This is a genomic window from Commensalibacter sp. M0268, assembly GCF_016101925.1.
GTDB classification, from domain to species: Bacteria; Pseudomonadota; Alphaproteobacteria; order Acetobacterales; family Acetobacteraceae; genus Commensalibacter; species Commensalibacter melissae.
Genome location: NZ_JACFPQ010000001.1, coordinates 640,035 through 651,934, shown reverse-complemented (window position 1 = coordinate 651,934; position 11,900 = coordinate 640,035). Strand labels below are relative to the sequence as shown.

Here is an 11,900-nt window from a genome sequence, read left to right as displayed (position 1 = left end):
GTTTGTTGGGTTCTGGATTATTTTAATATACTAACATAATGATGATTAACGCAAAATAAATGTTCACTGAGATTCAAATCAAAAAAACCAACCTTTGATTGCAACATTTTGGAGAATTGTTCAATCTGATATTTCATATCAGGAGTTATTTCTTCATTAACATAATGTACCAATACAATTTGAGTCGCATCATTTTCAATTGCTTTCTTTAGTATAGACGCAACAGAATTTTTTGATGGATACACCATAAAATATTCTTTGATGAAGTTATATTGACTGTTTAAATAAATTATCCTCAAGGATTTAAGATTGATTTTATTCTGTTTTGGAAAGTTTTTTTCCAAAAAAACAACCATTTCATTCAAGCGTTTAAAACTTGTTGGCACAATTAAATCAGACATGCATAAACGCAAAGCCACCAATTGAATGAATTGTATCAATTCAGTAAATCTCTTACTGTATATGATCTGATCAATACAATCTGTATTTGCTTTGATAACATGCCCCAAAGAACCATGCTGGTTAATCAACTGTTTTGCCAAAGGTTTTGTATCCTTTCTGGGAATGACTGAATATAACAGCATTTCAAGGATCTCGTAATCTTCGAGAACATCTGTTCCCCTGGATAAAATTTTTGAACGCATACGGTTGCGATGTCCCCTACCGTCCAAATTTTTAAAAGGTTTGCTTCCTTTATCATTCGAGGGTAAAGAAGAATTATGATCCATTAATATGTTCAACCTGTTATCATTTGATTTCATCAATCACCTTATCAACAATATTGAAAATTAATTCAATCCTGTAAAGCGTAATGACCCAATATCTAAGCCAACTTAACGAAACGCAAAAAAAAGCTGTTGAAACAACAGAAGGTCCTATTCTAGTGCTGGCTGGTGCCGGAACCGGTAAAACTCGTGTTTTAACATCACGTTTTGCCCATATTCTCCTTTCAGGAAAAGCGTATCCCAATCAGATTTTAGCGGTGACTTTTACCAATAAAGCTTCAAGAGAAATGAGCGAAAGAATTGCCAGCCTTATAAATAAGCCAGTCGAGGGATTATGGTTGGGAAGTTTTCATAAAATATGTGCAAGGATGTTAAGGGAAAATGCTACACTTGTCGGATTAACCTCTAATTTCACCATTCTGGACACAGATGATCAATTACGCCTAATCAAGCAAATTACACCCGCTTATTCAATCGACACAAAAAAAATATCCCCACAGTTAATTCTTGGTACAATCCAGTTCTGGAAAGACAAGGGTTACTCACCGGATAACTTGCCTAATGATGAAATAAATAAATCCGGAAATTCCCTAATCAAGAAAATTTATGCCCATTATCAAAAACGCCTGCGGGAAATTAACGCATGTGATTTTGGCGATCTTATACTGCATATGTTTAATATTTTTAGCCAGCATCAACATATCTTGGAAAAATATCAGCGTTATTTTACGTATATTATGGTTGATGAATATCAAGACACCAATATGATACAATATTTGTGGTTAAAATTATTAGCCCAAAAAAATGGACAAGAAGCCAATATTTGCTGTGTGGGAGATGACGATCAATCCATATATTCCTGGCGTGGGGCAGATATAACCAATATTTTGAGATTTGAAAGGGATTTTCCAGGGGCTAAAATTATCCGTTTGGAAAATAATTATCGTTCAACCTCCTCTATCCTTGGTGCCGCATCAGGCTTGATATCATTTAACTCGCAGCGATTGGGAAAAACTCTTCACGCTGCCAATGCCACCGTTGAAGGAGAAAAAGTTAAAATTCTCTCAACCTATGATTCCGATGAAGAGGCAAGAATCATTTGTAAAAATATTATTGATTTTCACAAAAAGGAACAACAATTTGGCGATATGGCAATCCTGATGCGTACCAGTTCCCAAACCCGTCCTTTTGAGGAATGCATGATTAAATTGGGAATACCCTATAAAATCATTAGCGGGGTAAGGTTTTACGAACGTGCTGAAATACGCGATGTCATCGCTTATATGCGCACTGTCGCCCAGCCGTCAGATGATTTGGCATTTGAAAGAATCATTAATGTTCCGAAACGCGGGATTGGCAAAGCCGCCCTTCAGAAATTACATCTGCTTTCCCGAGAGTCCAATATTTCCCTAACGATGGCAGCACAGCAAGCATTAAATCAGGAAATAATCAGGGGTAAGGTAGCGAGTGAACTGAATCAACTGATGCTTCAACTTGAAATGGCAAGATCCACAAGTGAAAAAGATGGTCATCTAAAAGCGATTGATGACCTGATTCATCATTGCGGCTATATTGAGATGTGGCAGCAAAACAACTCTGTTGAATCAGAAGGCAGACTTGAAAACATCAGGGAACTTTTCCGGGCGATGTCCGAATTTCAATCTTTGAATGAATTCTTGGAGCATATCTCTCTTATAATGGATAATGATGAACTGAGTGGAGAGGACAAGGTCAATTTAATGACACTTCACGCCGCCAAGGGCCTTGAATTTGATACTGTTTTTTTGCCGGGATGGGAGGAAGGCCTTTTTCCCTCACAACGCACACTGGATGAAAATGGATTAAATGGCTTGGAAGAGGAAAGACGTTTGGCTTATGTTGGCATTACCCGTGCCAAGCGAAATCTGGTGATATCCTATGCCGCAAACCGCCAGATTTATGGAAACTGGCAATCAGCAATTCCCAGCCGTTTCATTGAAGAACTACCCAGCCAGTTTATTTTAAATCCGTCAATCAGAATCAATAGAAACCATAGTAATCCAAATTATTTTCATAATTTGAATTTTGGAAAAAAAAACCGAGTCACCATTTCTTTTGGAAATATTTTTACACCGAATAAACAACGCCAAAATTTGCCAAAATCTAAAAATATTCCTGTAGGTGCCCGTGTGTTTCATCAAAAATTCGGTTATGGAACTGTTTTAAAGACTGAACAGAATAAACTTGAAATCAATTTCGATAAAACCGGAATTAAAAACGTTATAGACAGCTTTGTGACGGAAACATCATGACATTAAAAACTAAACGGCATGCCAATGCGCTTGAAACCATTTCACTAATTGTTCCAGAAAAACATATTGAAATATTCGAACAGGCTCTGAACACGGTTTGCCCGACCGTAGGAATATTTGAAGAAAATGAAGACAAGAATCTTTGGCGATTGGAAGGAATCAAGGATACAGGCTATGGAGATAAAGAGCTTAACAATGCAATTACGTTAGCAAGCGGCCTTACCCAGTTCTTTCCAGAAATCCAAAAACATTCCACTGAAACAGAAGGATGGCTTGCAAAAACCTATGAATCTTTTCCTGCACAAAAAGTGGGTAATATGTTCATTATTCGTGGCACGCATTTAAACGATCCAATCACTTCTTCACGTGTTGTTTTAACCCTTGATGCAGGTGTGGCTTTCGGATCTGGTGAACATGGTTCAACTCGTGGATGCCTAATTGCCCTTGAAAAAATCGCTTATAAAAAACCTCGTAAAATTCTTGATCTTGGATGTGGTTCAGGAATTTTGGCAATGGCTGCAGCTGCCTTATTCCATCAAAAGGTTCTGGCTGTTGATATTGAACCATGGTCCGTTCGAGCTGCCCGAGAAAATATTAAAAGAAACAAACTGGGGAATTTCGTCCATTGTAAGGTTGGTAATGGTTGGCTGACACCTTCAATTCGAAAGCAAGCCCCATATGATCTTGTTTTTGCCAATATTCTTGCACGTCCCTTATGTAAAATGGCCAGAAATCTAGCCAGAAATTTACAACCTGAAGGTATAGCAATATTATCGGGTCTACTTGTATCCCAAACAGCAATGGTATTGTCCGCACATCAAAAACAGGGTCTGAAGCTTGAAGACAAAGTTACACAGGGACATTGGGCGACATTAATTCTTAAAAAACCGAGAGAAACATGATTCAAATCCGCCATGCATTAATTACGGATCTTAACAGTATCCTCAAGATCGTTAATCGAGAGATCATTTATGGAACGGCTTTCTGGATGACAAAAGTCCGCACCTATGATGAACAGCTAGTATGGTTCGAAAACCATGAGAAAGAGGGATTCCCGATTTTTGTTGCCGTCAATGAACAGCAAAAAATCCTCGGTTTTGCCACATATGGACATTTCAGGGCCTATGACGGGTATAAACATACTGTTGAGCATTCGGTTTATCTGATTCCGGAAGCTCAGGGCCAAGGACTTGGCAAAAAACTGATGAAGCATCTTGTGAATTATGCCTCCCAAAATAATGTACATGTCATGGTCGCTGCCATAACCGCCAATAATCAAGCCTCGATACGATTACATGAATGGTTCGGATTCAAACATGCAGGTATCTTACCGCAAACAGGAATAAAATTTGAAAAATGGCTGGATCTATTGTTCATGTACAAAATAATAAATTCAGATCATTAATAACCTTGAATAAAATCATCTTATGCAACATACAGAAAAACTATCTTCGCTTCGTTCCATACTAAAAAAAGATCATCTTGACGGATTTATAATCAATCGCGGGGATGAATTTCTCAATGAATATGTCGCCCCTTATGCCGAACGCCTTGCGTGGTTGACTGGATTTACGGGAAGTGCAGGCATGGCTATTGTATTGCCGGATAATGCTGCTGTATTTTCAGATGGACGCTATATTCTTCAAATGCAACAGCAGCTTGACCAAGAATTATGGGAATATCACCATATTTCCCATAAATCACCTCTTGCATGGATCTTAGATCACAATCATCTGCAAAAATTAAAATTAGGATATGACCCAAGATTAATGAGTCAAAAAAACTTGGAATCACTACAAAATAATAAAATAATATTTGTTCCAATCACTGATAATCCAATAGACACAATTTGGCTGGATCAACCTGGCTATCCTAATCAACCTATTGAACCTCATCCTCTGGAATTTTCTGGTTTATCACATCATAATAAAATCGAAAAATTGCAAAAAGAACTACTTTTCAACAATGAAGATGCATTTATATTTTGTGATCCAGCCTCTATATGCTGGCTTCTTAATATTCGTGGTTCCGATGTTCCATATAGCCCTATCCCACTTGTTTATGCAATTTTATATAGAGATCACGTATGTTTATATGCAGATCAGGAACAATGTTCCGAAACACTGTCAGATTTTCTCGGTCACACTGTAAAATTATGTTCACGAAATGATATATATGCAGATTTAAGAAAAATCAAATCTTTTGTCATAGGATTGGATAAAAATCAGACACCGATAGGATTTATTCAACTTCTCAAAAAACAAGAAATATCAATTCATTATCGTACAAATCCCATTCTGTTGCCCAAGTCATGCAAAAATCAAGTTGAGCAAAAAGGTGCCATAAATGCCCATATCAGGGATGGTATTGCAATATGCCGTTTTTTATTCTGGCTTGAGAAACATGGTATTGATAAATCTGAAACTGTAGTGGCAGAAAAACTCAACCAGTTCAGAATAGAAACCGGGGGAAAATTTTACAAAGAAGAGAGTTTTCCGGCAATCTCTGCCACCGGTTCCAACGGTGCGATTATCCATTACCAAGCAACAAAAACAAACCACTCGATTATAAGGGAAAATCAGCTTTACCTTATTGACAGTGGCGGACAGTACAAAGACGGAACCACAGATATCACCCGCACCATTTGGATGGGAAAAAAATTTGCTTCCTCCTTAATTCGTGAACAGGCAACAATGGTTCTAAAAGGCCATATCGCACTTTCATCAGCCGTTTTTCCAATTGGAACAACAGGGAGTCAACTTGACGTATTGGCACGTTACGCTTTATGGCAGAACGGTTTGAATTATGATCACGGAACTGGTCATGGTGTGGGAAGTTATCTTTCCGTACATGAAGGTCCCTGTCGAATATCATCACAACCCTTTCCTATTTCCCTAAAAGAAGGAATGATTCTTTCCAATGAACCAGGATACTATCTTGCTGGACATCATGGTATCCGTCTTGAAAACCTTTTACTTGTTTGCAAGGCTCCTTATGATAACTTTTTGAAATTTAAACCCTTAACGCTTGTCCCTTTTGACTGGAAAATCATAAATTCAACTTTGTTAACCCCACAGGAAAAAAATTGGTTAAACAATTATCATAAACAAATTACCGATTTGATCTATCCTCATCTGAATAAAAACGAGCAAACATGGCTCATGAAAATGTGCACGTTCATTTGATAGTTGATGCCTTTATTAACCCCGAGATCGATGATAAAAAATATATGAAATTAACATAGATTTAATTTTTATTTAGAATCATTCAAAGGTACAATCATGTCAAATCTATCTCTAATTCCAGCCACCCTTATCCCAGGCGATGGAATAGGTCCCGAAATTGTTGGTGCAACTATCGAAATTCTCGATACCATTCAGGCACCATTCAAATGGGACAGACAACTTGCGGGCATGGCTGGCGTGGATGCATCAGGCGATCCATTACCTCAGTCAACAATCGAGAGTATTCACAAAACTGGCCTGGTATTGAAAGGGCCCCTGACAACACCTGTAGGTAAAGGTTACCGTTCAATCAATGTTACCCTACGCAGGGAATTCGGACTTTATGCAAATGTTCGTCCCACCAAAACTCTTATTCAGGGTGGCAGATTTGATAATATTGACATTGTTGTAGTACGTGAAAATCTCGAAGGTTTTTATGCTGCCATGGAAAATCATATTCCTGTTGATAATGATCTGAAAGCCATCGCCACATGTGCAGGTTACACCTCACGTAAAGAATGCCGGAGAATTGTTAAATTTGCCTTTGATTATGCAGTGCAAAACAATCGTAAAAAGGTTACACTTGTTCACAAGGCCAATATTCTTAAAGAATTATGCGGTCTGTTTCTTGAAGAGGGTCGCAAGGTTGCCAAGGAATACGAAGGTAAAATTGCCTGTGAGGAACGTATTGTTGATGCCTGTTCGATGGAACTGGTTATAAAACCCGAAACCTACGATGTAATCGTTACAACCAATCTCTTCGGGGATATTCTATCAGACCTGACATCAGGTTTAACAGGTGGGCTGGGTCTTGCACCAGGCGCTAATATCGGTGAAAAAGCGGCCATGTTTGAGGCTGTTCATGGTTCCGCTCCAGATATAGCAGGTAAAAACTGCGCCAATCCTATCGCTGTGTTGAGAGCCGCAGCCTTAATGTTGAAACATGTTAAACGTGACGATCTTGCAAAAAGAATTGATAAGGCAATTCATAAGGTTGTTGTCGAGGATAAAGTCAGAACCCGTGATCTGGGAGGTAATGTAACTACGAAAGAAATTACGGCGGCATTAAAACAAGCTGTAGCTTAATTTATCATAATCTTCGATTTATATAGATTTTCTTACAGGCATTTTGTAAAATATATTTACAGTTTTAAATAAGTTCATTTCAAATTTATTTACTTAATTTCTTGGAATGGTAATTGTTACACTTATTTACAAAATATTCATATTTAGGAGATTATAATTATGGCTAAATGTTGCAAAAAAATCTTTAAAACCCTTGTTGGTTTGGGATTTGCTGCATGTGGAACAAGCAAGGTTTTAGGCGCTAGCATCCAAGAAAAAAGATTTTCTGAAATGAATTGGTCTCAAACCAATATGAAAATAGTTGGTGGCCTTGAAGTTGCTGGGGCATCAATGCTTTTATGCAAAAAAACCTCTAAATTGGGCGCTCTTACCCTATTGGCAGCTGCAACATGCATGTTTGCTGCAGGTTTGAAGCATAAAAGAAAACAGGATCTCGCTCTTGATGGTGTTGGTATTTTTGCCGCTCTCTCGCTTTTACGGTGTAAAAAAAATTAAAATCTGAATCTTAATGCCCCTTTTATTTAAGGTTAAATTACTTTAATAAAAGGGGTTTTAATATATATCTCAAGGATTTTGATGCGAATTTCTCCTAAACGTCCGGTAAAATCTGTCATTTCCATTTATTTTTTCTTGATACTTGCAAATATATTTGCATGGATTTGGGCCCTGAAATCATTTTACCAATCACCTCTTCTTCTCAACACAGCGTTTTTGGCTTGGGTATTCGGTTTGCGTCATGCAGTGGATGCAGACCACATTGCTGCCATTGATAATGTTGTCAGACAATTTACCCAACATAAAAAACCTTCCCTTGCCACTGGATTATGGTTTGCTCTTGGTCATTCAAGTATAGTTATTCTTTTTTGTCTGCTCGTTGCAATTTTTGCCAATCGGTTCAAAACACAAATTGATGAATTCCAATTAATTGGTGGTACCCTAGCGACTTTGGTATCCGGCAGTTTCTTGTTGATTATAGCATTTATCAATTTTTTTATATTTTTGAAAATTTGGAAAATATTCAAAGATTTTCGTGCAAATAAATTCTATTCAGTCGAGGATATGGATAATATACTCGCTTCAAGAGGATTTATATCGAGAATTTTAAAACCCGCCTTTCGCATGGTGTCCAAGGAATGGCATATGTTACCATTGGGTTTTCTTTTCGGTTTGGGATTTGATACTGCAACCGAGATCGGTTTATTGGGAATTGCCGCCATACAGGCAGCTAAAGGCATGGCCACGTGGGATATTATGGTTTTTCCGCTTTTATTTACTTGCGGAATGACCCTGATTGACACTACAGACAGTATTGTTATGACAGGTGCCTATAATTGGGCATTTAAAGAACCACTAAGGAAATTATGGTATAATCTAACCATGACTGGCCTTTCAATTTTTATCGCGACTGTCATTGGTGGAATTGAAATTCTAGGGTTGTTACAGGAAAAATTCAAGCTTTCCGGATTTTTTTGGGATCAAATTCAAGAATTACAAGAAAATCTAGGGTCTGCAGGTTTCATAATTATCAGTATATTTATACTCTGCTGGATCTCATCCTTTACAATATTTCATAAATTTAGGAAAGCTACCTAATTATTCATTACATTTTACCCAAGATTGCTGACAGAGCATTTAGATCCTGTTGTGAAGGATCATCATTTACCCTGGATCTTCTTGCATTGTAATTATCCAGCAATTTTTGTTTCTGATTTAACTGTTGTTGCGTCAAACTATGATTCGCTCGAGCATCCTGCAATTTTTTCCGTGCAGCCCAAGCCTGATTATCTATTTGAGTCAATTGATTGCGTCTTTGTTCTAACCTGGACTGCAATTCAATGGATTGTGAATGAGCCTGAGCCGCATTCTGTTGTTGGTTTACCGCATTTTGCTGTTCATATTGCAATTGATTATTCAAATTCTGGGAGCGTTTATTATAACCATTACCAACAGAACATCCCAATCCGCTAAAAAAATTTGTTTTATCAGGATCACAACTTTGAGGATTGGAACAGTTTGTTAATATCATGAATGAAGTTAAGGGTATGATAAATTGATAGAATTTCATTAATAAATCCTTTTGAAAATTTATTTTAATCAACCTGCAGGTTGATTGTTCATGCCATTCACTAAAATATTCTCGGCATATTTTAAACGGCTAACTGCTGCATCTGTTGATTGTGCTTCCTGCTCAAAACGATTATCATGAGCTATCTGAGCGTATTGGTGCATTTGGTCACTTTGTTTAGAATAATAATTTATCTTATTGTTTAATTGGGCTTTTTGATTATTAAAATGAGATAATTGTTGTTTATATTGTCTAACAGTAATTTGTTTTGACGCTATCTGTTTATTAAGGTTTGCCAGTTGTCTCTGTAACTGAGCAACCTGAAGCGATGCCTGTTGCGCGTCATTACTTGCATTCAAAGCTATCTGATGAGCGGCGGCAATTTGTTTGTTCAATTGATCTTCCTGTAACTGCTGATTTTCTGTACGATGTGCAACAGCATATCCAGCACCGGTTCCCAATGCCGCTCCACTTAATGAACCAATCAAAGCCCCCTTACCATGACCAGCCAAACCTCCCACCAAAGCCCCAAGAGCTGCACCGCTCAATGCTCCTGTCCCAAGCGTTTGATTGAATTGGGAATTTCTTTGTATTTGTCGATTTTGTTCGGGAGATAGATTTGGATTATAGGCAGGTGTACATGCCATTAATGAAAAACAGAAACAGCCAATAATAATTTTAGTAAAATAGGATCTGGACATACGTTACCTTAATATTTTATTAAATACAAATAATCTAAACCAAATAAGTTCATGATCCAATCCTTTAATAAATTTTGGAATCACGATAATTGTTGTAAGGTGATAATTATATCATAAAAGAGATATTTATTTATACTATTTGAGTTAACTGGCCTATAAACATTCAGATTTGTTCATTTCATAAAAAAGTACAATACGCATGTATGAATACCCTTTTTTAAAAAAAGTAATATTTCAATTTTTTCTCACATTTTTATCATCTTTGGCACTTATTACAATGACTTCAGCATCAACATCACATCCTTTTATTGAATTAAATAATCAAGGAAAACTTCAGGGATATTTTGATAACCAACTAGCTATTTTCAAAGGGATTCCTTATGCCACGCCTCCTGTTCGTTCATTCAGGTGGTTTCCCCCACAGCCTGTTCAGCCTTGGCAGGGAATCAAAACAACCACTGAATATGGACCAAATTGCAGTCAGTATCCCAATCGATGGGATAAGAAAGAAACCTTTCCTATAACAAGCGAGGATTGTCTATATCTTAATATCTGGATGCCAAAATCCTTTTTTGAAAAAAACGAAACCCAAAAAAAATATCCTGTAATGGTCTGGATTCATGGCGGTGGTTTTGTTTCCGGCGGAAGTAATCAGGAAATCTTCGATGGCAGTTCAATGGCAAATGAAGGGGTTATAGTTGTCACTTTCAATTACAGACTTGGACGTTTTGGTTTTTTTGCACGTCCGGACTTGCAGCAAGAAAATGAGGAGAACAAATGGGCAAACTATGGAATTATGGACCAAATTGCAGCTTTACAATGGGTACAGAAAAATATTTCCTCTTTTGGGGGGGATAGCGATAATATCACCTTATTTGGCGAATCTGCCGGCGGCGCCTCAATTATATCCCTAATGACCATTTCAGAGGCAAAAGGTTTATTTAATAAGGCCATTATTCAATCTGGAACAGGGCATTCACGCTTTTTCCCACCCAGAACCATTGATGACGCAGAAAAAACAGGCCTAAATTTCGCAAAAAAAAATAATATCCAAAACGATGAATATGCTTTGGAAAACTTGCGTAAGCTACCTGCTGAAACCATTGTCGATAAATTGAATTTAGATGATCTACAACCTGACTATTTTTCAGGATTGATTATTGATGGTATCATGTTGAAGCAATCCCTTGATAGTGCTTTTGAAAAAGGTGCTTTTTATCCTGTTCCTACATTAATCGGTGATACGAGTGGTGATGGTTTTATGATTAACCAATCCGGTTTGAAAGGTATGGCAGGCAAGCTGGGAATGAATATAGAGGATCTCAATAAAATTTATAATCCGAATGGAAAATTATCCGAAACCAGAATTTTGCATCAATTTATGGCCGATATTCAAATTCTTGAACCGACCCGGTTATTGACACAACAAATTGCCAGTAAAAATGTTCCTGTCTATCGCTATCGTTTTTCCTATATTACCAGTTCGGCCCGTCCTTATACTTCCTATGGGGCACCTCATGCATCAGAATTACCCTATGTTTTTGGAACGTTGAACAAAGTATACTCATCCTTGACACCTCAAGACAATGCCATGTCAGAAGCAATAAAAAAATACTGGGTCAATTTTGCAAAATATTCAAAACCTAAAGTAGACGGATTATCGGAATTTTACGAATTTAAAATTCATCCTGATAAATTACTCAATTTTTCAACAACCGGTATCAAATTTGAAACTGATCCATTTCAATCGAGATTGGATTATATTGAAAATGCATTAAAAAAATAAAAAAATCCTGACTAAGAGATCA

The 11,900-nt window shown here is 37.2% G+C and carries 11 protein-coding genes; 8 read left to right on the top strand and 3 right to left on the bottom strand.

Annotated elements, in window-relative coordinates; genetic code table 11:
- Positions 1-17: 17 nt before the first annotated feature.
- Positions 18-728: a JAB domain-containing protein gene (locus H3R28_RS02925; protein WP_198208870.1), complete on the bottom strand. Its 711-nt coding sequence runs from the start codon at positions 726-728 to the stop codon at positions 18-20.
- An 83-nt stretch (positions 729-811) separates the two neighbouring features.
- On the opposite strand from H3R28_RS02925, the gene H3R28_RS02920 reads away from it, so the two are divergent.
- The 7 genes from H3R28_RS02920 to H3R28_RS02890 all read left to right on the top strand — a co-directional run bounded on the left by H3R28_RS02920 (position 812) and on the right by H3R28_RS02890 (position 8,919).
- Positions 812-3,016: an ATP-dependent helicase gene (locus tag H3R28_RS02920; protein ID WP_198208871.1), complete on the top strand. Its 2,205-nt coding sequence runs from the start codon at positions 812-814 to the stop codon at positions 3,014-3,016.
- Positions 3,013-3,918 (top strand): 50S ribosomal protein L11 methyltransferase, encoded by a 906-nt coding sequence (locus H3R28_RS02915; RefSeq protein WP_198208872.1) that lies wholly within the window; start codon positions 3,013-3,015, stop codon positions 3,916-3,918. Before H3R28_RS02920 ends, H3R28_RS02915 begins: the two co-directional genes overlap by 4 nt.
- Positions 3,915-4,421: a GNAT family N-acetyltransferase gene (locus H3R28_RS02910; protein WP_198208873.1), complete on the top strand. Its 507-nt coding sequence runs from the start codon at positions 3,915-3,917 to the stop codon at positions 4,419-4,421. The genes H3R28_RS02915 and H3R28_RS02910 overlap by 4 nt, the downstream gene beginning before the upstream one ends.
- A 22-nt stretch (positions 4,422-4,443) precedes the next feature.
- Positions 4,444-6,201: an aminopeptidase P family protein gene (locus H3R28_RS02905; RefSeq protein ID WP_198208874.1), complete on the top strand. Its 1,758-nt coding sequence runs from the start codon at positions 4,444-4,446 to the stop codon at positions 6,199-6,201.
- Positions 6,202-6,297: 96 nt separating this feature from the next.
- A complete protein-coding gene (locus H3R28_RS02900) occupies positions 6,298-7,326 on the top strand; it encodes an isocitrate/isopropylmalate dehydrogenase family protein (RefSeq protein ID WP_198208875.1) in 1,029 nt (342 codons plus the stop codon).
- A gap of 159 nt (positions 7,327-7,485) precedes the next feature.
- The gene (locus H3R28_RS02895) at positions 7,486-7,821 is read left to right on the top strand and encodes a DoxX family protein (RefSeq protein WP_110438064.1); all 336 of its coding nucleotides are present in this window, start codon (positions 7,486-7,488) and stop codon (positions 7,819-7,821) included.
- Positions 7,822-7,902: 81 nt separating this feature from the next.
- A complete protein-coding gene (locus H3R28_RS02890; protein WP_198208877.1) occupies positions 7,903-8,919 on the top strand; it encodes a HoxN/HupN/NixA family nickel/cobalt transporter in 1,017 nt (338 codons plus the stop codon).
- Positions 8,920-8,926: 7 nt separating this feature from the next.
- Here H3R28_RS02890 and H3R28_RS02885 read toward each other — a convergent pair whose 3' ends face one another.
- Positions 8,927-9,391 carry a hypothetical protein gene (locus H3R28_RS02885; RefSeq protein WP_155565516.1) on the bottom strand — a complete coding sequence of 155 codons (465 nt, stop codon included), beginning with the start codon at positions 9,389-9,391 and terminating at the stop codon, positions 8,927-8,929.
- A 29-nt stretch (positions 9,392-9,420) separates the two neighbouring features.
- Positions 9,421-10,092, bottom strand: a complete 672-nt coding sequence (locus tag H3R28_RS02880; RefSeq protein WP_232351169.1) for a glycine zipper domain-containing protein — start codon at positions 10,090-10,092, stop codon at positions 9,421-9,423.
- Positions 10,093-10,369: 277 nt separating this feature from the next.
- Between H3R28_RS02880 and H3R28_RS02875 the strand changes: the two genes are divergently transcribed.
- On the top strand, positions 10,370-11,878 hold the full coding sequence (locus tag H3R28_RS02875) for a carboxylesterase/lipase family protein (protein WP_198208879.1): 1,509 nt from the start codon (positions 10,370-10,372) through the stop codon (positions 11,876-11,878).
- The last annotated feature ends 22 nt before the right edge of the window (positions 11,879-11,900 follow it).

Coding starts and splice junctions, on each gene's coding strand:
- H3R28_RS02925 (WP_198208870.1), bottom strand. CDS start 728: ATGGATCATAATTCTTCTTTACCCTCGAATGATAAAGGAAGCAAACCT.
- H3R28_RS02920 (WP_198208871.1), top strand. CDS start 812: ATGACCCAATATCTAAGCCAACTTAACGAAACGCAAAAAAAAGCTGTT.
- H3R28_RS02915 (WP_198208872.1), top strand. CDS start 3,013: ATGACATTAAAAACTAAACGGCATGCCAATGCGCTTGAAACCATTTCA.
- H3R28_RS02910 (WP_198208873.1), top strand. CDS start 3,915: ATGATTCAAATCCGCCATGCATTAATTACGGATCTTAACAGTATCCTC.
- H3R28_RS02905 (WP_198208874.1), top strand. CDS start 4,444: ATGCAACATACAGAAAAACTATCTTCGCTTCGTTCCATACTAAAAAAA.
- H3R28_RS02900 (WP_198208875.1), top strand. CDS start 6,298: ATGTCAAATCTATCTCTAATTCCAGCCACCCTTATCCCAGGCGATGGA.
- H3R28_RS02895 (WP_110438064.1), top strand. CDS start 7,486: ATGGCTAAATGTTGCAAAAAAATCTTTAAAACCCTTGTTGGTTTGGGA.
- H3R28_RS02890 (WP_198208877.1), top strand. CDS start 7,903: ATGCGAATTTCTCCTAAACGTCCGGTAAAATCTGTCATTTCCATTTAT.
- H3R28_RS02885 (WP_155565516.1), bottom strand. CDS start 9,391: ATGAAATTCTATCAATTTATCATACCCTTAACTTCATTCATGATATTA.
- H3R28_RS02880 (WP_232351169.1), bottom strand. CDS start 10,092: ATGTCCAGATCCTATTTTACTAAAATTATTATTGGCTGTTTCTGTTTT.
- H3R28_RS02875 (WP_198208879.1), top strand. CDS start 10,370: ATGACTTCAGCATCAACATCACATCCTTTTATTGAATTAAATAATCAA.